At 42.2% G+C, this 23,463-nt stretch carries 20 protein-coding genes and 1 pseudogene; 11 read left to right on the top strand and 10 right to left on the bottom strand.

The window, feature by feature from the left end:
- The first annotated feature begins 7 nt into the window (after window positions 1-7).
- From ACYRY3_RS35410 to ACYRY3_RS35400, 3 genes are all read left to right on the top strand, one after another.
- The gene (locus ACYRY3_RS35410; protein ID WP_460206361.1) at window positions 8-646 is read left to right on the top strand and encodes a lysophospholipid acyltransferase family protein; all 639 of its coding nucleotides are present in this window, start codon (window positions 8-10) and stop codon (window positions 644-646) included.
- A gap of 94 nt (window positions 647-740) precedes the next feature.
- On the top strand, window positions 741-1,790 hold the full coding sequence (locus ACYRY3_RS35405; RefSeq protein WP_460206360.1) for an AI-2E family transporter: 1,050 nt from the start codon (window positions 741-743) through the stop codon (window positions 1,788-1,790).
- A 134-nt stretch (window positions 1,791-1,924) separates the two neighbouring features.
- The gene (locus ACYRY3_RS35400; protein WP_460206359.1) at window positions 1,925-2,227 is read left to right on the top strand and encodes a DUF2288 domain-containing protein; all 303 of its coding nucleotides are present in this window, start codon (window positions 1,925-1,927) and stop codon (window positions 2,225-2,227) included.
- Between the two features lie 133 nt (window positions 2,228-2,360).
- On the opposite strand, the gene ACYRY3_RS35395 is transcribed toward ACYRY3_RS35400, so the two are convergent.
- Together ACYRY3_RS35395 and ACYRY3_RS35390 are read right to left on the bottom strand one after the other, a co-directional pair.
- Window positions 2,361-2,894 (bottom strand): YdcF family protein, encoded by a 534-nt coding sequence (locus ACYRY3_RS35395; protein WP_460206392.1) that lies wholly within the window; start codon window positions 2,892-2,894, stop codon window positions 2,361-2,363.
- Between the two features lie 749 nt (window positions 2,895-3,643).
- The gene (locus tag ACYRY3_RS35390) at window positions 3,644-4,771 is read right to left on the bottom strand and encodes a tocopherol cyclase family protein (RefSeq protein ID WP_460206358.1); all 1,128 of its coding nucleotides are present in this window, start codon (window positions 4,769-4,771) and stop codon (window positions 3,644-3,646) included.
- A gap of 28 nt (window positions 4,772-4,799) precedes the next feature.
- On the opposite strand from ACYRY3_RS35390, the gene ACYRY3_RS35385 reads away from it, so the two are divergent.
- From ACYRY3_RS35385 to ACYRY3_RS35375, 3 genes are all read left to right on the top strand, one after another.
- Window positions 4,800-6,236 carry a WD40 domain-containing protein gene (locus ACYRY3_RS35385; RefSeq protein ID WP_460206357.1) on the top strand — a complete coding sequence of 479 codons (1,437 nt, stop codon included), beginning with the start codon at window positions 4,800-4,802 and terminating at the stop codon, window positions 6,234-6,236.
- Between the two features lie 72 nt (window positions 6,237-6,308).
- The gene (locus tag ACYRY3_RS35380) at window positions 6,309-6,938 is read left to right on the top strand and encodes a J domain-containing protein (RefSeq protein ID WP_460206356.1); all 630 of its coding nucleotides are present in this window, start codon (window positions 6,309-6,311) and stop codon (window positions 6,936-6,938) included.
- A gap of 167 nt (window positions 6,939-7,105) precedes the next feature.
- A complete protein-coding gene (locus ACYRY3_RS35375) occupies window positions 7,106-9,127 on the top strand; it encodes a WD40 repeat domain-containing protein (RefSeq protein WP_460206355.1) in 2,022 nt (673 codons plus the stop codon).
- 531 nt (window positions 9,128-9,658) lie between these two features.
- On the opposite strand, the gene ACYRY3_RS35370 is transcribed toward ACYRY3_RS35375, so the two are convergent.
- A complete protein-coding gene (locus ACYRY3_RS35370; RefSeq protein ID WP_460206354.1) occupies window positions 9,659-10,498 on the bottom strand; it encodes a metallophosphoesterase in 840 nt (279 codons plus the stop codon).
- Window positions 10,499-10,926: 428 nt separating this feature from the next.
- On the opposite strand from ACYRY3_RS35370, the gene ACYRY3_RS35365 reads away from it, so the two are divergent.
- Complete coding sequence (locus ACYRY3_RS35365; protein ID WP_460206353.1) at window positions 10,927-11,280, top strand: phage holin family protein; 354 nt, start codon at window positions 10,927-10,929, stop codon at window positions 11,278-11,280.
- Window positions 11,281-11,313: 33 nt separating this feature from the next.
- Here ACYRY3_RS35365 and ACYRY3_RS35360 read toward each other — a convergent pair.
- Window positions 11,314-11,568, bottom strand: a pseudogene (locus ACYRY3_RS35360) (Uma2 family endonuclease); the annotation flags it as partial.
- 341 nt (window positions 11,569-11,909) lie between these two features.
- On the opposite strand from ACYRY3_RS35360, the gene ACYRY3_RS35355 reads away from it, so the two are divergent.
- Window positions 11,910-12,110 (top strand): hypothetical protein, encoded by a 201-nt coding sequence (locus tag ACYRY3_RS35355; protein WP_460206352.1) that lies wholly within the window; start codon window positions 11,910-11,912, stop codon window positions 12,108-12,110.
- Here the strand turns inward: ACYRY3_RS35355 and cobJ are convergent.
- Window positions 12,103-13,965, bottom strand: a complete 1,863-nt coding sequence (cobJ, locus tag ACYRY3_RS35350; RefSeq protein ID WP_460206351.1) for a precorrin-3B C(17)-methyltransferase — start codon at window positions 13,963-13,965, stop codon at window positions 12,103-12,105. The genes ACYRY3_RS35355 and cobJ overlap by 8 nt on opposite strands.
- Before the next feature lie 245 nt (window positions 13,966-14,210).
- On the opposite strand from cobJ, the gene ACYRY3_RS35345 reads away from it, so the two are divergent.
- The gene (locus tag ACYRY3_RS35345; protein WP_460206350.1) at window positions 14,211-14,789 is read left to right on the top strand and encodes a Uma2 family endonuclease; all 579 of its coding nucleotides are present in this window, start codon (window positions 14,211-14,213) and stop codon (window positions 14,787-14,789) included.
- A gap of 249 nt (window positions 14,790-15,038) precedes the next feature.
- Here ACYRY3_RS35345 and ACYRY3_RS35340 read toward each other — a convergent pair whose 3' ends face one another.
- From ACYRY3_RS35340 to ACYRY3_RS35320, 5 genes are all read right to left on the bottom strand, one after another.
- Window positions 15,039-16,457: a S1C family serine protease gene (locus ACYRY3_RS35340; RefSeq protein ID WP_460206349.1), complete on the bottom strand. Its 1,419-nt coding sequence runs from the start codon at window positions 16,455-16,457 to the stop codon at window positions 15,039-15,041.
- Between the two features lie 455 nt (window positions 16,458-16,912).
- On the bottom strand, window positions 16,913-17,509 hold the full coding sequence (locus ACYRY3_RS35335; RefSeq protein WP_460206348.1) for a hypothetical protein: 597 nt from the start codon (window positions 17,507-17,509) through the stop codon (window positions 16,913-16,915).
- A gap of 217 nt (window positions 17,510-17,726) precedes the next feature.
- Window positions 17,727-18,152, bottom strand: coding sequence for an HNH endonuclease (locus ACYRY3_RS35330; protein ID WP_460206347.1), 426 nt, complete (start codon window positions 18,150-18,152; stop codon window positions 17,727-17,729).
- Complete coding sequence (locus ACYRY3_RS35325) at window positions 18,149-18,493, bottom strand: hypothetical protein (protein ID WP_460206346.1); 345 nt, start codon at window positions 18,491-18,493, stop codon at window positions 18,149-18,151. The genes ACYRY3_RS35330 and ACYRY3_RS35325 overlap by 4 nt, the downstream gene beginning before the upstream one ends.
- A 51-nt stretch (window positions 18,494-18,544) precedes the next feature.
- Window positions 18,545-19,822, bottom strand: coding sequence for an ankyrin repeat domain-containing protein (locus ACYRY3_RS35320; RefSeq protein WP_460206345.1), 1,278 nt, complete (start codon window positions 19,820-19,822; stop codon window positions 18,545-18,547).
- A 137-nt stretch (window positions 19,823-19,959) separates the two neighbouring features.
- Here ACYRY3_RS35320 and ACYRY3_RS35315 point away from each other — a divergent pair, with 137 nt between their 5' ends.
- Together ACYRY3_RS35315 and ACYRY3_RS35310 are read left to right on the top strand one after the other, a co-directional pair.
- Window positions 19,960-20,922: a DUF1822 family protein gene (locus tag ACYRY3_RS35315; RefSeq protein ID WP_460206344.1), complete on the top strand. Its 963-nt coding sequence runs from the start codon at window positions 19,960-19,962 to the stop codon at window positions 20,920-20,922.
- Window positions 20,923-21,020: 98 nt separating this feature from the next.
- Entirely contained in the window at window positions 21,021-23,336 is a 2,316-nt protein-coding gene (locus ACYRY3_RS35310; protein ID WP_460206343.1) for a CHASE2 domain-containing protein, read from the top strand.
- Window positions 23,337-23,463: the final 127 nt, after the last annotated feature.

Raw genomic sequence — 23,463 nt, 5'->3', positions numbered from 1 at the left:
TTAACCTATGTCCAAAAACCGCGAACCATTTGCCAGTCTGTTACTTTACTATGCCTTTAAGTGGTCGGTAGTCAACCCCATGCTACGCACCTTCTTTCGAGGGCAAATTTACGGTGCTGAAAACGTTCCTCAAAGCGGACCCCTTGTCGTTGTCAGCAATCATGCCAGTAACTACGATCCGCCCATTGTTTCTAGCTGTATGCGCCGCCCTGTGGCTTACATGGCTAAGGAAGAACTTTTTAAAATCCCAATTTTAAAACAAGCTATTGAGTTGTACGGGGCTTACCCAGTCAGTCGGGGTAGTGCCGATCGCACTGCAATTCGTGCTGCCTTAAAATGTTTGGATGAGGGGTGGGCTATAGGCGTTTTTTTACAAGGCACTCGTACTCCCGATGGACGTATTACAGACCCCAAACGAGGTGCAGCCCTGATTGCTGCTAAGGCAAAAGTACCTCTTTTACCCGTATGTTTGTGGGGTACTCAGGCAATTGAACGCAAAGGGTCAGTGATTCCCCGTTCAGTTCCGGTAACTGTCAGGATTGGCAAGTCGATCGATGCCCCTAATTCTACAAGTAAAGAGGAATTGGAAGCACTGACGCGACGATGTGCATGGGAGATTAATGCGCTTCACGATTTGGGACGGTAGCTGAAGGGGGGAATATGCTTAAAGGAAGTAGCGATCGCAGCGATCGCTATGTCAGTTTAATATTAAGCATTTTGTAAACCTTCCCAAACTGTGTATGAGCGGTTTTGATGCCAAGGATTTTTGGCACCGCCTGAATAACCTGGCACTCATTCGTTTTTTGCTCTTAGTTGCATCTGGCTGGGCAATTGTACAACTTCTTAGTTACTTTGAACCAGTTATTGTCATTTTCTCATTTGCTGCAATTCTGGCTTTTTTGTTGAGCTATCCCGTAAAATGGCTGCGGCATTTTTTGCCTCACAGCGTAGCAGTTGTTGTCATTTTCTTACTTAGTATTGTCATTCTTAGTGGTTTGACAATTACAGTTGGCATAACAGTTTTATCTCAAGGACAACAATTAATTGACAGTTTGACGGCGTTTCTCAACTCTCTAGTACCTTTGATAGAGCAACTAGAGGAATTTCTGCAAAAACGCAATCTCCAAATAGATTTAAGCGCGATCGAAGAACAACTGCGAACTCAAGCTATATCGATACTTGTGACTAGTCTCAATATTTTTCAAAGCTTTATTACTAATTTTGTGACTTTTATCTTAATTGCTGTAGTCGCTTTTTTTATGTTGCTAGATGGTGAGAAGCTTTGGTTGTTGATTCTAAAAATAGTACCGCAGCGAAGGCGAGATAGATTTACACGTATTATAAAACGCAGTTTTTTAGGTTTTTTTCAAGGTCAATTGATATTGACTTTATTTCTCACCTCTTCCACATTTCTTGTTTTTTTACTGCTCAATGTGCCTTTTGCCTTAATCCTGTCAGTTATCGTTGGGATTCTTGATATTATACCTGGTATAGGAGCTACATTAGGTATTAGTGTTATTACAACGATCGTACTATCACAAGGTGTTTGGCTGGCACTCAAGGTACTGGCAGCTTGTATTGTTCTTCAACAAATACAAGATAACTTAATTTCACCTCGGATTATGCAGGGAGCCCTTAATCTCAACCCTGTTGTGGTATTCTTTGCTTTGCTTGTCGGGGCTAAAGTGGCTGGCTTATTAGGAATTTTTATTTCTATTCCCATCACAGGGGTCATTGTTTCTTTATTTGAAATTGATGAAATGAAATCAGAAGCTCAGTCAAAAGGATAAAGTATTAAGGATGAAGGATGAAAAATTAGAGGTAAGAGAATTTTAGGTTGAAATACGTAGCTTTGCTGAAAAATTAGTTAGAATAGGAATTATTAACTGTAAACTAATAACAAAGGACTAATGACATAGGACTAATGACTAATCAAGATTTAAGATCGGAATTAACAGAAAATTTAGACGAAGCAGCGTGGGAATGGTTAATTCCTCACGTACAACGCGATGCAGTAATTGTAGTAGCAGCAGGATTGGACTTGTTAGAGGTCGGAGTTGCCATAGCTAGCGATCGCGTTGCAGAGGTACAAGTGTGGATTGATGAAGCCTTAATTACCAAACCCTCTGTCGCTCAAGTGGGAAAATGGAACACCCAGAAAGAAAAACGATTTAATACCCTCATCGTACAGCCCTTCGTGTTGGTGCAAGAAAAAGTAGCACCATAAGTAAGTCGGTGGGAATAAGAGTAAATACTAGAAGCAAAAAAACAAGGACATTTCTCGAATAAATAAGACATCTTCTGTATAATGAGATGTAAATAGTCATGAGGTAGTAAAGTTTTGGATTTTGAGCTATGACTTATTCCTTATATTTTTCAAATTCTTTACTACCCGTATAACCAGTTGCTATCCAAACAATGGCTCTCACTCCATCGCGGATAGATTTTTCAATTGGTTCGGGAGAAGTTCCAGAAGGAACTGGTACTGGTTGAAATTCAATTCCTCGACTACCTAAAATAATTTCCCCTATGACACGGGCGCGAGGCATATGGTAATCCGAAGTAATGAGGTAGACGCTCTTGATCCCGCTGTTTTCTAGATCGTCAACGAGTGTTGTAAAATTCTCAAGGGTATTTTGCGCCCTATAGTCTAGATGTAATCGCTTCGTGTCAATTCCAGCTTTCCGAAATACTTGTTTTGTAATTGTTGGAGGACTACCCCCAGAAATCCAGATAGGTAGATGAGGGTAGTTATAGGCAAAATTTGCTGTAAACTTCTCTCGCTCTAATTTTGATGTTGAACCACCCAAAACTAAAATTGCCTGGGGTCGCACAAATTGGTTTTGCATCTCTTTGTAACCCCACCACAGTATAAGTGGTAGGGCTAAAAGCATAAACCGAGAAGAAATAGCTTTAAATGGTTGCTTGCTCAAGGTTCTATCACTTCAGCGACTTGGACAAAAATTTGGCTTTAAAAAATAATTATGTAGATTAACAGACCTACAAAAAAGATGCCCAGATACAAAATCTGAGTTATCATTTCAGTAACTTCGACTGGTGAGATCGAATCCTCTGAACAATAGCCCTTTTCTCAAGTCTGCACGAGCAAACATTGTATAAGATCCCGCAACTTCCAAGCGTCGCGGCAAGTTAAGGCTACGACGAGGATCTAATATCGCGTTGCTTGAGCAAAACATAGGTTTTAAACTCAATGCAGGATTTTACCTGCTATTCAAGCAGATAACACATAGTGTGACTACTTTGTTTAGTTTTTTTGGACGGGACTGGCCAGATTCGAACCGGCGACCTAGCGCTTCAGATTTGTGTGAGTTTCCCCACTCTCCGGACTATACCTTCACCATTGGCTTTCAGCCTTTAGGCGGTGGCTTACTAGTCTCTACACCTTCCGAATAGTTTTTTGTCCTTGCTCCAGTGTCCTTAGCCCCTTGTTCCTCACAAATGACAAAGGACAAATGACTTTGACAACTAACTTCGGCTTGGCTCGGTATTCCCTTGGAGTTTATACACCCTTTAGGGTTCACCGAATTTAACCACATTCACTCATAAAGTTTCCTTTATGGTGCCCGATAATTCAGGAGGCGCTCGCTCTATCCTACTGAGCTACAGCCCCAAAAAATTAATATCACTTATTATGATACCACTTTTCATGGGACTGCCAGGAATTTTCCCAAGATCCACCACCTATTTCTAATCCACAAAGGAAGCTACGCGCCTTCAGGATGATTTTTTCTTTTTCAGTACCTTTATCTCGCAGTTCTAAATTTAACTCCCCCTGCATTGTGTCACGACAGCAGAAAAGCAAACCCTTAGCTGTTGGAGCACGTAGACGAGTTCCGGGGAAGTTGGTAGTTCCTGTAACCTCAACCTCATAACGAGAATTCCACGCTTGCATTTGCCATCTTCCCGAAGTTTCCCAAGGTTGTATATTCCAACGAACTTCTGAGTTCCAAGGGACAAATTCGTAAAACTTCCCCTGATAGTGAACCCCAACCATCGCTACAGATTCCATCCACCACAAAACACCCCGCCGTCCGCCACCGGCGGTGAGAGCAAGGTCAGATTCGCCTTCAAAGCTATTGCAGTTCAACCAAAACCATTTTTGCGGGAAAGCACCTCCCCAATTTTTCTCGCCATAAGCAGGGGCGTTGGTGAATTCATAGCGTTTGCCATTCCAATCAATCCAACCGGAAGCCAAACCATGAGCCATGAGAATTTGCCATCCCGGCTCAAAAATCTGTAGTTGGGACAGCCAACCAGCAGTTGATTGTTGAATGCTTCCTTTATCGCCCCAGCCGTAAATTGGTTTAATTTCATATTGCCAACGGCAATAATGACCTGTTGCAGGGTCGTGAATTGCCCCTTGATTGAGAGTGGCGGTTGCTTGGTAACCTTCTTGTACGTGGCGTTCAAACTCTGTTTCCACTAGATAGCAAGGTGGAATTTTTAGGTTTGTTTTTCCCCAATGCCCTAAACCTAATGCATCTCGGGTTGCCCAAAATTTGCTGACATCTGGAAAAGTACGCCAGAGATACTCGTCGTTTGGACCGAGAATTTGTGCTGCACCACCACTGTAGGGTTGACCGCCTTTTGGGTCTTCTATGGAGTACATAAAGGCAAAGGTTTGTCGTTCTTGCGGCAAAGTTACGCGATAATACCAGCCTTCAAAGAAGCGGCGGTCACTACCGTCCCAGTGGTAGCCACTATGGGGTGTTTGAATAAAATAATATGGGTTTCTCAGAGTAGTTAGCATAGATTTACAATTTATCTTATTTTCCAGTATGAGCGATCGCCTCGACATTAATCATGCTTACGATATCCTTGGTCTGAAACCTGGTGCGTCACAGGAGGATGTTAAGCAAGCTTACCGCAAGTTAGCAAAAACTTGGCATCCAGATAGTTTTTCCCAGAAAAATCAAAAGCAAGAGGCTGAGGAAAAAATCAAAAAAATTAACCAAGCTTACGAATTATTAAAGTTTATAAATCCATCTTCTTCAAGCTGTAAAACTTCAAAACCACAAACAAAAACTTATTCCACTCGATGTGATGCTGAAACTTTTTACAAATGGGGAATGGAGCAAGCTCAACGGAAGAATTACGTTGAAGCAATCGAGTATTTTACACAAGCCATCCGCCTGAATCCTAATTACTTTGAAGCATACAAATATCGAGGGCTTGCCTGCTCAAAAATGGGATGGGAAAATAGAGCAGCTTCAGATTTCAGAAATGCTGCAAAACTGGAACGAGAAGCAAGAAAACAAGAGGCTGCACCTGCATCACCAACCCAAAAGTCTGCCACACCCACTTCACAATCAACTCAAGCATCGAAATCCGTCTCACCCTGGAAATGCCTTTATACCCTGAATCACGCCAATTGGATTTTGGCCCTTGCAATTAGCCCGGATGGGCAAACTTTTGCTAGTGGAAGTAGTGATAACAGTATTAAAATTTGGCACTTGAAAACAGGAAAATTATTACACACGCTTATCGGTCATCTAAAATGGATAAGATGTCTTGCGTTTAGTCCTGACAGTCAAACTTTAGTCAGTGGCAGCGATGACTGTAGTGTCATGATTTGGGAAGTTGCTACAGGTAAATTACTTAGCACCCTCAAAGTTCATTCAACTCCGGTTTTTTCCGTTGCTTTAAGTCTTGATGGTCAAACTGTCTATAGTGGCAGTAGAGACACGACTATTAAGATTTCACATATTGGCATGGGTCAACTGCTGCACGTTCTCAAAGGTCATTCTTACTTAATCAGTTCTCTCGCGATTAGCCCAGATGGGGAAATTTTAGCCAGTGGTAGCGGTGACAATAGCATCAAGGTATGGCATCTCAAAAGTAGGAAACTGCTGCATACTCTCAATAAGCATTCAGGAAGGGTGACTTGTGTTGCCATCAGTGGCGATGGCAAAATTTTAGCCAGTGGTAGTTATGACCAAACTATTAAGCTGTGGGATCTCAATACAGGAAAGCTCATTAATTCTTTGGCAGGGCACGATCGCTACGTTTTGTCTGTTGCCATTAGCCCTGATTGTCAACAAATTGCCAGTAGTAGCGCAGATACAACAGTGAGACTTTGGCAAGTTCAAACAGGAAAACAACTGTACACTGTGGGGCATCATTCTGACTGGGTGAATGCCGTTGCTTTCAGTCCGGATGGTAAGACTCTGATTAGTGGGAGTCGAGATACAACTATCAAGATTTGGCAAAGTTAGATATTTTTCAGAAACAAGCAAAGTTGTCTGGGAATAATTAACATAGATTTACAGTGCATCCTATTTCCCCGTATGAGCGCTCGCATTAACATAGATGAGGCTTACTCTGTTTTAGGACTAAAACCCGGTGCGTCGCAAGCGGAGGTAAAGCAAGCTTACCGCAAGCTGGTCAAAATTTGGCATCCAGACCGGTTTGTGAGTTTGCAGCAAAAGCAGGAAGCAGAAGATAAATTAAAACTTATTAATGAAGCTTATAATACCCTTAAATCTTATCAGCCCATTTATCAAGAGCAACCTTATCAAACAAATCAGCCTCATCAAACAAAACAAGCAAAAGTTTATACAAATCGCTCCAATGCCGAAACCTTCTATAACGAGGGTGTCGAGAACGCAAAATTAGGAAGATACGATTTGGCGATCGCGGACTTTACTCACGCAATTCGCCTCAATCCCAACTACATAGAAGCATACAAATACCGTGGGTATATTTGCTCCATATTGGGATACGAGCACAGAGCCACTTCCGATTTAGATAAAGCTGCAGAATTAGAAGGACAGTTGACAATCAAAGATGGTTACTCTGCATCCGCTTCATCCCGGCGTTCCACCCGCTCAAAACGGAAATCCAAGCCAAAATCCCTGATAGGCAGGTTTTTTCAGTGGATAAAGTGTTTACTTGGGTTGGATCGGCGATACAGATAGGTCGTTAACGCAGCCGATATTGAGCCTGACTCATATCCCATGGAAAATGGGAAATTCCAAGCACAGTTTGTCTGTGTTTCTTGGAAGAAGATGGGGATAGGTTCTAAAAATCGCGTTGCAAGATCCAGCTGTTTTCTCATTGCACCAACCACAGCAGTCAACCTATTATGACCAAACTCCACTGGCTAGAAGTTAGCGAATACGCCTCAATATCTTTCTCTGCATTGGGATTAATCGCAACAACACTGACCCAACAGATGATTTATGCAGCAGCTCCTTTGACAATCACAATCTGCTTGAACGTTGCTAATCGCGAAAGGTTAAAGTACTTGAATCAAGGGCAACAACAACAGGTGATGGCAAAACAAGACTTACTCCTCGATCCACTCCGACAGCGCCTTGCCAATTTTGATGCTTTCATGCAAAAACTGAGTACAACAACTGGAGAACAGCTCGAAGAACTGCGGAACAACCAACAGCAAAGAGTAGACGCTGTTACACAACGTCTTGCAGAATTTGACACAACTTTTCAAGAGTTAATGACAAACATTCAGCAACAGTTCGAGGCGTTACAAAAGTCTCAGCCAACAGAAGACACGAAGGTTTTCCGACAGCGCCTGACTCAGCTTGAGAATCTCGTACAACAGCTAAGTGCAAATACTCAGAACCAAATAAATCCATTGAGTCAGCGCTTGTCCCAGCTTGATATCTTAACACAACAAATCGATCGCACCGCTCAACAACAAACTCAGGAATTACAGCGTTGCGCCCAACGCTTAACTGCACTCGATAATTCTGCACAGCAACTGAATGCGAATACTCAAAAACAACTGGAACCCGTCAACCAACGTTTAACTCAACTTGATGCATTTACACAACAATTAAATCAAACCACCCAGCAACAAATACAGGTTTTGCAGCGTTGGGAGGAGAGGTTAACTCAACTGGATGTCTTTACGCAACAGCTAAGTACAAACACTCGAAAGCAGATAGAGGAATTCAAAAATACAATTGCTCAACTTCAAACTGATGTCCAAGCTTTAACCCAATCCCTAACAAAAACACAATCTCAATCTCAAACTGTGGTAGCAGAAATACAACCAAAAAGTGTTACGCCTCAATCAAGTGAAGTAAATGTGAAACCAATCGTACCAATAATCACAAAACAGCAAAAACCTCAAACCCCAACACCAATTTCTGTAGAGAACACCCCAAATCTACCGGTAGTTCAGGAAATCATACCATCTATACCAAATATGACAGCATCTCCATCACAGTCGATTGTAGAGGAGATACTATTGCAAAGCATTCTTCAAGGGCATACAGATAGAGTGATGTCTGTAGCATTTAGTCCAGATGGACAAAAATTGGCAAGCGGAAGTCACGACAAAACGATAAGAATTTGGGATCTCGCTAATAGGGAAGCCCGCATCTTCCAGGGACGAGAAGAACCTTCTAGAGTGAATTCAGTTGCATTTAGTTCAGATGGCAAGATGTTAGCGAGTGGAAGTGATGACACAAATGTGAGATTGTGGAATGTGGTAACAGGGGAAGAAATTTACACTTTCACAGGGCATAAAGAAAAAGTTTATTCAGTTGCTTTCAGCCCTGATGGAAAGACTATAGCAAGTGGTAGTAAAGATAGAACTATTAAACTTTGGTCTACAGATACATATAAAGAAATACATACAATTCAAGGACATTCAGACGAAGTTTTATGCGTTGCTTTTAGTCCGAATGGCAGCATTTTAGCAACTGGAGGTGCTGGAAATGATAAAACTATCAAAGTTTGGTATTTATCTGATAATAAATTTTTAACTCTTAAGGGAAATTCTGATTCCTTTGGAGGAATGATTTCTGTTGCATTCAGCCCTAATGGTAAGCAGATTGCCAGTGGCAGTAGCGACAAGACCATCAGAATTTGGCAACTACCAAACGGTCAAGAAATTCACACTCTTACAGGACACGCAGATGATGTTTGTTCTGTTGCCTTTAGTCCGGATGGCAAAACACTGGCTAGTGGTAGTCGAGACAGGACGGTTAAGCTTTGGCAAGTAGATACAGGTACAGAACTCCGTACTTTTACGGTCAATGAAGATGCTGTTTATTGTGTTGCCTTTAGCCCAGATGGCAAAACCCTAGCGGCTGGTGGCAATGGTGATAGGACTATTAAGCTTATAGCGTGTTAGTGGTTGGTAGTTGGTGGTAGAAAAGCATGGCTTGGCTGGGTTTAAAACTATTAGTTATAGTAATTTTAAGAAAATGTTAAGAAAAGTTAAAGGCTATAAAAATTAGTAAAATACCTTACCGTCTTCAAAAAGGAAATGCTAATTTAAACATATGGCACAAACAAGTTAGAGATTTAAACAAAAGCGTACTTTAGAGCTTGTGCCTCCCGCTCAAGTACATCCGCAATCACCAATCGGTTTTGTGTTCGGTAAATGTGTTTTCGCCTATATGTTTAAATGATTGAGTTATTTTGGAGGTTTTTGAACGCACAGCACGAATGCCTGCCTAGCTCGAATAAAAGAGCACAAAGTTCCGAATGAGGTTGATTGCAAAGTTTGTCCACCTTTAGTTGAGTTACTTTCCGCTGACTTTCTACTTTTTTTATCAATCGTTTAGATTACCCATAAACCGCCAGAAGCTGCTAGCACTCATCCACGTAGCTTTTGGCGGTTAGTCGTTGAATTGGTTAAGAGTCAGGAGTCGAAAAACCATTAGCTATTGTTGCTAACTAAGGTAATAATGGTGACTTCTGGTGGACAAAATAAACGTCCTGGTGGATAAGTTCCCAAACCACGATTGACGTAAAGCTGATTTGTTCCTACCTTGTGAAATCCTTGAGCCCATTCCCAATGTTTTACCACCTTGGTGCAGTCTCCTCGCAAAAAGGGTACCAATCGCCGGAGTTTTTTGGACACTTTGCGAACAAACTTCTTATAGTAAACTACTACAGGTCCAACGACCGGAAGCACAATTTGACCACCGTGAGTATGACCGGATAGTTGCAAATCAACTCGCCATTTTTGCAAAATCTCAGCTGAATCAGGATTGTGGCTTAGTACAATACAGGGTTTGGTAGCATCCAAGCGCTCTATAACTGGTTGGGGGTTAAATTCCTGAGACCAATAATCCGCTAACCCCACCAACGGTAGTTCTTCTCCAAATGGATAGGCGATGTCATTCCAAAGAACTGTAATTCCTATGCTCTTGAGCGCATCCGTCACTGTGGCTTTTGAACGCTTGTAATATATGTCGTGGTTGCCAAGTACAGCGTAAATCCCAGCGCGGCTTTGCAGATGTTTGAGTCGTAGTACCAATTGCTGAATTGGCGATGGATCGTCAGTTACGTAATCACCTGTAAGTACCACTAAATCAGGTTCAGCTTGGTTACTGATTGCGATCGCCTCTGCCAACATTTCCTCTGACAATCGCAAACCATCATAGTGCAGGTCTGATAGGTGTACCAGCTTGGTACCGTGTAATGAAGCTGGCAAATCTACTATCGTAACCTGCAACTCTTCTACTCTCAAACGACCAGATAACAACCAGTGCATTATGCTGACATTGCTCCTCCTACCAGCGCTTTCAGCTTAACAAATCATTATCCATATCAGTCTGTTACTACAGATGACTTATTTAAAAATTTATGAAAATATTTACTTTTATTTTCCTTGCACTGACAGGTAAATGCTACTGTCCACCTTTTAAGCTACTCTGCTGTCATTTCCAATCCTGACAACACCTATGACTGAACCATTCTCCACCTACTACTCCCAAACCCCCAGAACGTAGGGTGGGCACTGCCCACCATTTGATTGTGCCCCATAGTCCACCCTACAAAAATCAATAACTTTACACGGAAAGGGATGAGTGCCTGTAGAATGTCAATTCCATCATCATAAATAAGGTATTCTTCCAAAAGCACCTTATAAAAAATCCTGACCTCACAGGAGTATTGTAAACAGAAACACGGAAAAAAAGTATGAAACACTTTTTATTAACTTGGTTGGGAACTGCAGCGGCATTGATAATAACTTCCAATATTGTTCCTGGGTTTGAGATTAAAAATTTTATTGCAGCGCTTGTTGCAGCAGTTGTTATCGGTTTAGTGAATGCGATCGTTCGACCCGTATTGGGTATACTCACTTTTCCCATTACCTTACTCACCTTCGGGTTATTTACCTTTGTTCTAAACGCTTTAACCCTTTGGCTAGCAAGCGCTCTGACTCCTGGTTATGGTTTTATTATCAACGGTTTTGTGCCTGCTCTGTTGGGTTCAATTGTACTAGCAATTGTTTCTAGCGTGATTAACTACTTACTTAGAACTGTTGAGTAGGAGTTTTTTTTGGCTCTTTGACTTCTTTAAGTGTTACTGTCCAGCTTTTAACACTTGCTCTGCGGATACCTCCAATCCCGAAAATACCTGAGATTGAATCATGGTAGAACCTCTGAAAGTTGTTTCTTCATAGAAACCATCAACCAGAGTAAGCACAACGATCTGAGATTTTTGGGGATCGATAATCCAATATTCCAAAATTCCTCTGGCTGCATACTCGGAACGTTTATAGCGGTAGTCCCGGTCTTCATTGATTTTGCCAGGGGACACAACCTCAACGACTAGCGCTGAATGAATTGAATTCAATGTGTTTAGGTGTGTAATAATTATGAACTGTAGTTTTAGACGTAGTTATAGAGATTACGACTAATCACCGTCTCAGTTCTGCATCCCGCATCGCCTGCTGAAGTTTTTTCTCTCAGAACTTAGAAGATTGCATCCAGTGAGTTTGCCCATGTGCTTGGGCTGAAAAAACTTTTGGAATCTAGCTTTCTGCCATTATCAAAACATATGTTACATTTTACAGCTGCGAATAAACGGTTGACAAGAAATGGCATTAAGCATATCCAGTAAAATACGGCAAAGATGTATGAAATTGTGAATTTGTGATTTAAAGTATTCGGTAGTTTATGTCGAATTTCCCTGAATCTAACTTGCCTCAATCGCTACCTTCAACTTCCCAAATTCACCAGGCAGCTATAGGGGATAAGAACCAACTCATTCGGACAATGTCTGGTGGCAGGGAGATCGCCTATGTTGAGAATCTGAAACAATTTATTCAGAATCCACCTCGCGCCTTATCGCTACACCAACTTCTAGCTATTAGCTAGAAAATCCCAGATATCCCCTTGGTGTCACCATCCAATTAGCATGGAAACGCGTATTGGAATTACCAATCAACACCGTTGTTAACATATCAACAGAAGTCTCAAGTAATTTATCCAAAGTTGTTAGAGTAATTTGCTCGTCTTGACGGTACGCAGAGCGCACCACAGCAACTGGTGTACTGCGATCGCGATACTTGAGAAAAATATCTCTAGCTGTCACCAGTTGTTGAATGCGTGTTTGGGAGCGAGGATTATATATAGCGGTGACAAAATCAGCAGATGCGGCTGCTTCTAAACGCTTTTCGATTGTCTCCCAAGGTGTTAGTAAATCGCTCAAGCTAATAGCACAAAAATCGTGCATTAAAGGTGTTCCAACCCGCGATGCAGCAGCTTGCATTGCACTAATTCCAGGAAATATATGAATACTGGGAGTTTTGCCATCCCAACCTTGGGTTTGCAACTCTTCCAAAACTAACCCAGCCATTCCGTATATACCACTATCTCCAGAAGATATAACTGCTACTTTCAATCCCCAATTAGCTAACTCAATTGCCCGTTGGGCGCGTTGGCGTTCCTTTGTGATTGGTAAAGCTTCAATAATTTGCTCTGGTCGAAGAATAGAGTCTATTAAGTCCACGTACAAACTGTAACCAATGACTGCATCGGCACTGCTGACTGCAGTTTGTGCGGCAGGTGTCATTTGCTCGAGTTTTCCCGGACCCGTACCAATAAGTAACAGCTGCCCGATACGACCGATGTATTCTTTTTCTGCTTGAGCAACAGCTATTGTCACTGCCCCTTGGGGAGGGGGTGAGGGAGGGAGGGAGGGAGTGAGGGAGGGTTTGAAGATTTGTTTGGGAATGAGTAGAGTTGGACGTTGGGCGGCACATAAAGCAGCGGCTTCTGCAACACTGGGGGTTCCTACTTCTTTTTCCACAACTTTGGATGGGTTGGGGACAGAAACTGTGCTGAGGACATCAGAGGAAAAAGTTTTTAAAGGCAAATTCCGTTCTTGGCAAAGTTCTACCAAACCAACTTCATCAGATTTAATGTCTATTGTCGCAATACCTGCGATCGCACTTTCTGCCAGTTGGTTTTCTCGAAAAACTTGTTGGATTGCCGTTTCTATCAACTGTCGTGAAGTTCCTCTCTCACAACCAATTCCCACCCATAGAACCCGTGGGTGCCAGTGGATTTGAGGGAGGGGGGGAGAGGAAGAGACGGGGAGTTTGGGTGTAATCCAAATTCTTGCTGTGGCTGAAGGGTCTTCTTCAAAAATGAAAGGCGACTGCTGAGTGCTGAAAGTTGTTTGCCAAATAGTAGTACCTGCTTCTTGAATGACTTGTATCCTTTCCCCTCGTGCAACAGCTGCACTGACACCCGTCCAGTCACCTTCGCCTCGATTCCAACCAAAGGGCACACCTAACATATCTACTGCTTGTAACCCCAAACTGGTAGAAGCACCAGACAACACTGGTGTTGCATTCAGTTGTAAGGCTATTAACTGTGCTAGCTTATCCCCACCACCCTGGTGCCCACCACACAGACTAATCACAAAACGTCCGGCTTCATCAATCGCCACCACTGCGGGATCGGTGGATTTATGCTGTAACAAAGGGGCAATTAATCGCACTACCGCACCAGTTGCCAAACAAAAGACAAAAGCACGGTGTGTTTGCCACAGGTTTGCTATGTGTTCTTTCAGAGAATCTGTGTAAACTTGAGTACCTTGTATATGGGATAAAGATTCTGGAACCCAGATTTTGACAGAATCGGTTTGAGATAGGGTTTGTAATTTTTTGACACCTGTAGGGGTGGTAGAGATCGCAGCGATCGGGGAAAATTCAGCTAATAGCAAGGCGTTTTACCTTCGTGTCTCAAGCAATTGAGCGTTTTCTATTAAACAACAAGTTGGGATTGTTCAAGAAATAAATTAACTATCTTGTGGGACGGGTATCCTCGCCTGTTCTGTGTAAGTGGCTTTTAGCGGTTTTGTTTCGGCAATTGAGATATTGGCACTCAAACTCATACTATCATCTATATAATTTATATGTTTGTTGGAAGTGCTTGCTGATAAAGCTAGGGTAGCTATACACGATTACTATGACTCAAACCACCAAGATACCTAAAACCTTTGAGGAGTATCTACGCTACAACGATGATACAGACAAGAAGTATGAATTTGTGGGTGGAGAGCTAGTTGAAATGCCTCCCGAAAGCCCTCTAAACTCCAGAATTTCATTCTTTTTAGCACTCCAGTTTGCTAAGTTCCTACTAGAGGAGCAAATCTGCCATAAAGATACAGAAATTGCAGTATCAGGAGCGCAAGTACAAACACGGCTACCCGATCTGATGATTCTGTCAGAGGAACTAGCAGCAATTTTGGGACAAACAAACAGAGGTACAATCGGGCTAGAAATGCCCCCACCAGAGTTAATTATTGAAGTCGTGTCTCCTGGTAAAACTAATGAGGATCGCGATTATCGCTTCAAACGTTCTGAGTATGCGGCTAGAGCAGTTCCTGAGTATTGGGCTATCGATCCAGAGAAACGTAAAATAATAGTTTACAAGTTGGTTGATGGTTTTTATGAGGCGGAGGAGTACACTGGAAATGTATTAATCCAATCCCGATTTACAGAACTTCACCTCACAACTGAACAAATTCTGAATCGCAAGTGTTAGAGGTAAATGCTGTCTCGGTCAGTCCAACGGAAGTGGTGCTGGATGACACGATTCAATGGTTCGGGTCGATTGTATGTAGCGGTAATGATAGATAGTTTCATTTTTAATAGCGATGATTGTATCCCGGCTTAAAGTATCTGATATACCATTGGAGAAACCCAGATCTTGAAGGAACTGGGTTGTTATACTAATTAATTTGATATAGACAAACAACTTTTATTTCCGTAAAAAGACATTTGCGGAAGCAACTTACTCACCACTGTAAACTAACAGGAAAAATTGCCCTCTATCCTGGGAATTTGCGGTACTGACAACCAGTTTATAATTATCATTACGAGGCAATTTCATACTAACACTTGCTTGGCGTTCTACCTTACCTTCATTAATAATATTACCATCGCTATCAACAATGAATAAGTAGGGATCGAACTCAAAACGCTCTAACTGAATGGTAATATTCTGATTTTCCTTCCCAGAAAACATATAGGTGCGGCAAGGAGAACCATCTTTTAAGCAAGCAGGTGTGTTTCTGTCTAATTTATCTTGTTGTACTAAAAGTGGGTTTGTTGCTCGTAAATAATAGGTTCCTATTTCTTGAGGATTCAAAGAATTAGCAATCAGGGTGTAAGTTCCTGTTTGCGGCAAATTAGTCGAAATTCTAGCAATTTTATTGCGACCTTCACTACCACCATTAGCAATCATTTCACCATTTGGTGCAAGAAGTGCCAAGTAAGAACCAATCTCCTGACTAAACATTTCAATCATAATTGGTTCATCTGCTTTACCTTCAAATGTGTAGATATTGGCGCGGCTTCGATCTGCACAAACAAGATTGCCTCCTACTTGAATTTTGTCTTTATTTTCCACACCATTAAAAGCTAGTTTTTGCGCCAGTAGACTGTTGTTTTGCTGAGCAACTGGAATTAATAATTGACCTATAGAGGGAGATAGTCCTTGCTTGTAAGCCAGAATAAAAGTTTGAACCTTTTCGCTAGAGATTGCAAGATTCATACCATTAGTGTCTGCATCTATTTTTTTGGTATTTATACCCAAAAGTTCTCCCTGACTGTTTAACAAAGCGCCTCCAGAGTTACCAGGATTGAGATTAGCATCTGTTTGAATAAAACCTAATTCTGTGTATATGTTACTAACAATTCCTTGGGTAATAGAGGAGGGCTTAATTCCGCGAGGATAACCGATAGCAAACACTTGTTGTCCCTTGCGAACTGCGCTCAAGGAAGCAAAATTTAATTTTGGTAAGCGATTTTGACCGCGAATTTGCAGCAAGGCTAAATCAAGACATTCACTACTTCCCTGAAAAACCACATCGGCTTGATATTTTTTGCCATTTTGCAGTTCCACAGTGATACTTTTAACACCTGCAACTAAATGAGCATTAGTGACAGTTAAACCGCTAGAGTCTACAATGACACCGCTACCAGTACCTTTATCTGTTTCTACATAGACAATTGCGGAACTTGCTTTTTCATAAACTTCTTGAGCAGAACCATCGGCTTTCTGAGCATAAGCAGCGTTATCTCCAAGGTAATTGGAGGTGAAAGCAAATTCGCTGATAATTGTAGTGGCGATCGCACCTGGAATTACTAGAAGCGATAATGTTCCACGAACGAGTCGTAAAGAACTTTTGCTTAGTAGATGTCGTACCATTGGACTTTACTCCTATTGATAAATAGCTAGATAATGAAGATAAGAAAATCTAAATTAATCTCGCTTAATGATATGCACATTGTATTTATATAGATATGGGAAAAGCTTTCATTTTATGCTATTTGCAAACAACAATGGATAACCTAAACTACTTCGGCTCAAAGAGTATTTTGCAACAAGCAGCGATGGAAATTTCCATTGTGTAACGACAAAAACTTTCCTCGAATATCTATGAGTACGAGCAAAAGCAATGAGCCATTTTTGACGTTCTACATACCCTCTAACTCCGACGTTTGGAGTGGCTTCCAGATAGGCTAAAATAGGTTTTGACAGTTCTGTTTAAATTGATGAACGGCAATATAGACGTGTAAAACTATATCAATTAATTAGCTCTAAAGCTTTTGATTTTATAATAATTGCAAACAAAAAGATTCTTTGTAAAACGTTAATAAAAATCAACGAGCAAAAAGAATATTTTCCGGATAAACACGGAAAGAATTAAAGAAATTAACAGCCTCTGTAGTTAATTCGTTCTGTGTCACCGCTCCCATAAGATACATACGTCCCTTAACTAGAAATGCTTGATATTGTCCCAAAGTTCCATCAGAGTTTTGTGCCAGCAACTCCAAACCGGGATATCCGTTAATCACAAGATTAGTGCTTCTAACTACTTTGCCTGTTTTGGCAATGTTTTCTCGCATTGAAGTTTGCAGTAAGTGCCGGATTCCTAAAGTAGATAAATAGAAAACCTCTGAAGGCATATCTTTGTGGACAACGACGTATGCGATCTGACTTTCCGCACTCCATGATGTCAATTGGTTGCGTTCATTAGTTTTTACCTGCCCTGGCATCCAAATTTCAAAGTCTCGTTGCGGTCCCCAATAAGTATTATTGATAGAAACTAGATTAGATTGCTGAGTTGTTGACGGCTGGGGGGAAAGCAATGCTATCCTGGGTTGAATTGCTTGGTCATTAACCAATGCTGCTGCTGGGTTCTGCGTTCCTGCGATCGCTACCAATAAAGTAACACCAAGAGTTTTTGGGATTTTCATAGACTGTAGTGTCTCTCCTTTTCTCTGTTAGGTCTGTCTTTCCTGTTGAGCTTAGACTAACAAGATTGGATCTCCCAAAAAAAGACACTGTTTTGGTTCAGGATTTGGCTCAGCGAAAAGTTCATTTAATGCTCAGTAAAAAGCTCAGTAACGCTACTGCTACCTACAGCAGTAGGGGTATATTGCAATACGCCCCTACATAAGAGGATACACTTACTCAAATTGTTGGTGGATGTTCTCCCATCTTCATCCACATCCGACGTACACGAATTAATTGCGAACGATTCATTTTCAAAGCAGAAATTGTTGCTCGACCTACAGATGTGAGTCCAATTATTTCTGTTCCATCCTCATTCCAAGCAAAATGGTCTCTCCATAATTGCTCCTGTGGATGAAACAAAGGAACTTCCTGTTGAGTTATTGGGTCAGTGGCTGTTTGGCGTGATGCTTTGTAACGATTGCAGGATGGACAAGCCAAGCAGAGATTGTTAAAGCTAGTTTCTCCACCTGCAGACCGAGGAATGATATGCTCGAACTCAAATGTAGTAACTGTTAGGGATTCAGCACTAAGGCAATAAGCACAACAATTGACAAAATGGTGCCGAATGCGTCTTTGTAATTCAATAGGAATGTAAACGCTCACACCACTCCCGATGCTTTCTCAAAGTGCTTTAAGGTGTACTTAGCCCTAGTTTTGAGAATGTTCAGTTGATCGACCTGTGCTAACAGATGGTCTAAAGTAGCTGTTTCATCAACTGATAGTTTATTTTCTGCATTCCGCGCTAGTAAATAGTCTAATTGAACTTGGGCTTTTAAAGACAATGTACTTTCTGCTAAAGCTTGCAGTTCATCCAAACTCAAGCCAATTAATATTTCAGCATCAGCAGTTGATACGTTTATCAACTCTTGGTATGTTCTCAAATCTAACAGTACACCAACTCGTTCTCCCTGTTCATTAGTAATGTATTGGACTGATTCAGGCATGGGTTACTATTGGGATATTTTTGATTTTATAGTAACTTATCAGCAACTAAATTATTCCTGCGCTCCTACAGCTTTTAAAATTCGTACAACACTGTGATATCCGTTAAACTCCGCTAACATCAAAGCTGTGTAACCACCCTGATTTTTTGCATTCACATCTGCTCCTGCTTGCAGTAACAATTGCACGGCGCGATCGCTACCCCGTGATGCTGCCCACATTAAAGCTGTGGCTTTGGCTGAGTCTGGCAAGTTGACATCTGCCCCTCTATCTACAAGCTGCTCTATGACACCAATGCGCTCTCGTTCTGCTGCTTTTATCAGGGCTGTTTTGCCATCATCTGCCTTGATATTGGCATTGGCACCATGAGCGAGCAAAACTTTGACTGTTTCCGTATGTCCTTGGGTTGCTGCTAGTGTCAGTGGTAACTCACCCAAATTTTTCTCATTGCTATCTGCTCCCTGTTGAAGTAGTAACTCAACAATTGGGCTGTACCCCTGCAATGCTGCTATTAGCAATGGTGTATCACCTAGGTTATTTCTGATACCCACATTTGCACCGTGACGGAGTAATACTTCTACAACATCGATATAACCTTCCACGACAGCAAGGTGCAGGGCGGTTTCACCATCTTTGTCTTGGGCATTAACGTCGGGTTTGTGAGCGAGTATGGCTTGTGCGATCGCACTGTGTCCTGCTGCGGCTGCGGCTGACAAAGCAGTACCGCCATCGTTGTTTTGAGCCTTGACATCAGCTCCTGCCATCAAGAGTGTTTGAACAACTTGCAAACGACCCAAATCTGCTGCCACCATCAAGGCAGTCTCGCCTTCTTCATCTTTAGCATTGACATCTACACCGTTTTGTAGTAAGGCTTGTACAACGTCAGCGTGTCCCTGCTTCATTGCTAAGTTAAAAGCCGTGTCGTCATCGTTATCTCTGACATTCACCTCAGCCCCAGCACTAAGTAAGGTATGCACTATCTCAACATGACCTTTGAGTGCTGCTACCATCAGGGCAGTGCTGCCATCTTCATTAGTCGCGTTGACATCGGCACCTCTAGCTACTAAAAGCTTCACGATATCAAGCTGCTTGGCGCTAGCTGCCAGCATCAAGGGTGTCAATCCGTAGCGCTTTCTTTGTAGGTTGATATTTGCCCCAGCGGCCACAAGCAAGCGCACGATTTCGGTATAGCCCAAACTAGCAGCAAACATTAACGGCGTTGTGCCATCGCGATCGCCCACATCTACCACAGCGTTTGTGTTGAGCAATGCTTGCACCCGTTTAATATCGCCATTTTTTGCGGCTAACAGCAAGGTATCGTTATTAGTCATTAGTCATTGGTCATTAGTCATTGGTCATTAGTCATTAGTCAATGACAAATGACAAATGACTAATAACAAAGAACCCTTGCATAAATTGAGCACTTTGGAGCGATAAGTATTCAGCATCAATCACTGGGGATTAAACTATGACGCGCACCACCTATGAGCTAGACGATTTTGCATTAACTTTACCTATTACGCTGGCAGCCCGCAGAACAGCCCAAAAGTTTGCTATGGAACAGCCCAGCCCTGAAAAAGCCGAGCAAGTCCGGCTCAATACGCTTTCAGTATGGGTGGTGCATGAGTACTTGGAAATTATGGGAATTTCCACTAACTTAAAAGCCAGTGACAGCTGGAATCCGGTGGTACGCCTTTGCGCTGATATTGCCGACTTAGAAGTACCGGGAATCGGTCGTTTGGAGTGCCGTTCCGTTCCTATTTCCAAGCAAACATGTTACATTCCTCCAGAAACTTGGGAAGAACGAGTGGGATATGTCGTTGTTCAAGTAGATGAATCTTCTCAAGAAGCAAAGTTACTGGGGTTTGTCCGCAAAGCAACAACTGAGGAATTACCTTTAACTCAACTACAACCTTTAGAAGACTTGATAGAACATTTGGGACAACTGCGGCAAACCCCAGCCACCACTTTGGTAAATCTCAGCCAATGGTTAACTGGTGTCTTTGATGCAGGTTGGCAAACACTCGAATCTTTGTGGAATCAGCCAGAGATTAGACCAGCTTATGCTTTTCGTAGTAGTGAAACTCTTGAGCACATTGAAGAAATCGAATCAGTTGCCCAACGTGGAAAGTTGATCGATTTGGGAATCCAAATTGCCAATCAACCCGTCATGTTAATTGTGGAAATTAGACCGGAAGAATACCAACAAGCTAGTATTCGTCTCCAGTTGCATCCTACTGGTAACAACAGTTACCTGCTTCCTGGATTGCAATTGACGGTACTTGATGCGTCTGGAGAAGTTTTTTTGGAAGCTCAAGCCAGAAGCGCAGATAATTACATTCAATTACAGTTTAGAGGTGAATCAGGAGAACAATTCAGCGTTAAGTTAGGGTTGAATGATGCTAGCGTCATAGAACACTTTGTGATTTAGTTAATGGTCAATAGTTAATAGTTAGTGGTTAAGAGTTAGGAGTTGCTAGTTATTCTCTCCCTCCCGTTACTTTCCCCTACTCCTGTTTTCTTAAGGTTATGGGTAAATTAGTTGTATTAAAATTCGCAGACGGTAGCTTTGAAAATGGGTTTTCCGTCACTCTCCAAATTGGTGAAGAAGGTGAACGTCCCTCGACTGAAATCACGGGTAAGCTACCAGCCGCTGGGGAAATGCCCCTGTACTACAGTCACTGGCAAGCTAGCTACCGACAATTGGGCATTCGTTATCGCTTGTCTGCTGACAAAGCACAGGTGACAAATGTATCTGTGACCCAAGATTGCGATCGCACAGCACATATTTTGCGAGCGCGGTTTAATACTTGGTTGCGTGCAGAGGAGTTTCGCCCTATCCGGGAGAAATGGCTGGAAAAATTGCTACCTACGGACGAAATACGTGTTATTTTACAAACAGAAGATTATCAACTCAAGCGTTTGCCCTGGCATCTCTGGGATATTCTAGAACGTTACTCCAGGGCTGAAGTTGCCATAGCTTCACCAACTTACGAGCGAGTGGAAACCAAGAAAACACGTAATGAAAAAGTTAATATTTTAGCAATTGTTGGCAATAGTCAGGGAATTGATACTGAGGCTGACCGTACCTTATTAGAACAGCTACCTGATGCAAACGTAACTTTTTTGGTAGAACCCCAGCGTAAGGAATTGACCGACCAACTATGGGGGCAGAGTTGGGATATTCTGTTCTTTGCAGGACATAGTTCCAGTCAAGGTAAAGACAGTACGGGACGTATATACCTGAATAAAACCGATAGCCTCACCATCAGCGAGTTAAGATATGCTTTGAGAAAAGCTGTGGAACGTGGTTTACAACTAGCAATTTTTAACTCCTGTGATGGGTTGGGACTAGCACGAGATTTAACTGATTTGCAAATTCCCCAGATTATTGTAATGCGCGAGCCTGTTCCAGACTTAGTGGCACAGGAATTCTTAAAATATTTTTTAAAAGGATTTGCCAGTGGGGAACTATTTTACTTGGCAGTACGGGATTCTCGAGAACAATTACAAGGTCTAGAAGATAAATTTCCCTGTGCAACGTGGTTACCAGTGATTTGCCAAAATTTAGCGGAAGCGCCAGTAACTTGGCACCAGATTACAGGTAAGGAGGAATTATTAGCCCCAGAACCATTTCATCTTCCAACCCCACCTTCCCCAAGAGTTGCTGTAGCATTTTTATCTTCGGTAGTGGTGACTGCTCTAGTTTGCGGGCTCAGGTTTCTAGGGCTATTGCAAGCACACGAGCTTCAAGCCTTTGACCAAATGATGGCAGCACGTCCCCTGATATTCAATGAGGGGGCGGATAATCGCTTGTTGGTGGTGACGATTGACGATGATGATATTGCGGCTCAACGACGCAGGGGCGAGCGTTTGGAAGGAAAATCCATTTCTGATGAGTCTCTTAACAAACTATTGGAGAAACTCAAGCAGTATCAACCCCGTGTAATTGGCTTAGATATCTATAGGGATTTTCCAGCTCAACATCCGGATTTAATACAAAATCTCGAGCAAACAGAGAATTTAATAGGGGTTTGCAAAGGTAGTGATGCGGTCACATCTGTACACGGAATTGCACCGCCACCGGAAATTTCAGAACAACGCTTGGGATTTAGTGACTTTCTTTCCGATTCAGATCGCGTGGTGCGCCGACATCTCCTGTACATGAATCCAGAGGCTGTATCTTTGTGTCCCGCTTCCTTTGCATTGAGTATGCAATTAGCATTCCGCTATTTGCTGGCTCATGGCATTCAACCAAAGTTCACCTCTAATGGAAATTTACAACTTGGCAACACTGTTTTTCCCAGTCTACAACCTCGTACCGGAGGCTACCAAAGTATTGATTCCAATGGCGGTCAAATTTTGCTTAATTACCGTTCCTCAAGAAAGATTGCCGAACAGGTAACGCTGACACAAATTCTATCTACTCCTATTCAACCTGGTGCAGTTAAGGACAAAATTGTTCTGATTGGGGTTACAGCTAAAGGAGACTTTCCAGATTACTGGGGTACACCTTACGGGAAGTTAGACGAGGAAATGCCTGGGGTCTTAGTACAGGCACATATGGTCAGCCAAATCCTGAGCGCTGTTTTGGAATTGCGATCGCAGCTGCGCGTTTTATCACCGCTTGCGGAAGTCGTTTGGATTTGGGGTTGGTCTGTGGTGGGAGGAATGTTCGCTTGGCGGTTACGTTCAGTTCCAAAATTGGCACTCTTTATCGGTATTGCTTCTGGCTCGCTTTACATACTTTGTTTTGGCATGTTATTCCAAGGGTATTGGATGCCATTTGTGCCATCGGCTTTTGCTTTGGTAGTCACTGTTGTTGCTACGTCTGTTCAAAAATAAGTAGGAGTCATTAGTCATTAGTCATTAGTCCTTAGTCCTTAGTGCAAAATGAATAACAAACGACACACAACCAATAACAAATGACAAATGACAAATGACAAATGACACACAACCAATAACAAACGAC

Source organism: Scytonema sp. NUACC21 (assembly GCF_054684315.1).
The sequence above is the reverse complement of the archived record's forward strand: the minus strand, read 5'-3'. Positions and strand labels throughout refer to the sequence as shown.

What these genes read in the sequence shown, in the direction of transcription:
- ACYRY3_RS35410 (WP_460206361.1), top strand. Translation starts at nt 8, where the DNA reads ATGTCCAAAAACCGCGAACCATTTGCCAGTCTGTTACTTTACTATGCC.
- ACYRY3_RS35405 (WP_460206360.1), top strand. Translation starts at nt 741, where the DNA reads ATGAGCGGTTTTGATGCCAAGGATTTTTGGCACCGCCTGAATAACCTG.
- ACYRY3_RS35400 (WP_460206359.1), top strand. Translation starts at nt 1,925, where the DNA reads ATGACTAATCAAGATTTAAGATCGGAATTAACAGAAAATTTAGACGAA.
- ACYRY3_RS35395 (WP_460206392.1), bottom strand. Translation starts at nt 2,894, where the DNA reads ATGCTTTTAGCCCTACCACTTATACTGTGGTGGGGTTACAAAGAGATG.
- ACYRY3_RS35390 (WP_460206358.1), bottom strand. Translation starts at nt 4,771, where the DNA reads ATGCTAACTACTCTGAGAAACCCATATTATTTTATTCAAACACCCCAT.
- ACYRY3_RS35385 (WP_460206357.1), top strand. Translation starts at nt 4,800, where the DNA reads ATGAGCGATCGCCTCGACATTAATCATGCTTACGATATCCTTGGTCTG.
- ACYRY3_RS35380 (WP_460206356.1), top strand. Translation starts at nt 6,309, where the DNA reads ATGAGCGCTCGCATTAACATAGATGAGGCTTACTCTGTTTTAGGACTA.
- ACYRY3_RS35375 (WP_460206355.1), top strand. Translation starts at nt 7,106, where the DNA reads ATGACCAAACTCCACTGGCTAGAAGTTAGCGAATACGCCTCAATATCT.
- ACYRY3_RS35370 (WP_460206354.1), bottom strand. Translation starts at nt 10,498, where the DNA reads ATGCACTGGTTGTTATCTGGTCGTTTGAGAGTAGAAGAGTTGCAGGTT.
- ACYRY3_RS35365 (WP_460206353.1), top strand. Translation starts at nt 10,927, where the DNA reads ATGAAACACTTTTTATTAACTTGGTTGGGAACTGCAGCGGCATTGATA.
- ACYRY3_RS35355 (WP_460206352.1), top strand. Translation starts at nt 11,910, where the DNA reads ATGTCGAATTTCCCTGAATCTAACTTGCCTCAATCGCTACCTTCAACT.
- ACYRY3_RS35345 (WP_460206350.1), top strand. Translation starts at nt 14,211, where the DNA reads ATGACTCAAACCACCAAGATACCTAAAACCTTTGAGGAGTATCTACGC.
- ACYRY3_RS35340 (WP_460206349.1), bottom strand. Translation starts at nt 16,457, where the DNA reads ATGGTACGACATCTACTAAGCAAAAGTTCTTTACGACTCGTTCGTGGA.
- ACYRY3_RS35335 (WP_460206348.1), bottom strand. Translation starts at nt 17,509, where the DNA reads ATGAAAATCCCAAAAACTCTTGGTGTTACTTTATTGGTAGCGATCGCA.
- ACYRY3_RS35325 (WP_460206346.1), bottom strand. Translation starts at nt 18,493, where the DNA reads ATGCCTGAATCAGTCCAATACATTACTAATGAACAGGGAGAACGAGTT.
- ACYRY3_RS35320 (WP_460206345.1), bottom strand. Translation starts at nt 19,822, where the DNA reads ATGACTAATAACGATACCTTGCTGTTAGCCGCAAAAAATGGCGATATT.
- ACYRY3_RS35315 (WP_460206344.1), top strand. Translation starts at nt 19,960, where the DNA reads ATGACGCGCACCACCTATGAGCTAGACGATTTTGCATTAACTTTACCT.
- ACYRY3_RS35310 (WP_460206343.1), top strand. Translation starts at nt 21,021, where the DNA reads ATGGGTAAATTAGTTGTATTAAAATTCGCAGACGGTAGCTTTGAAAAT.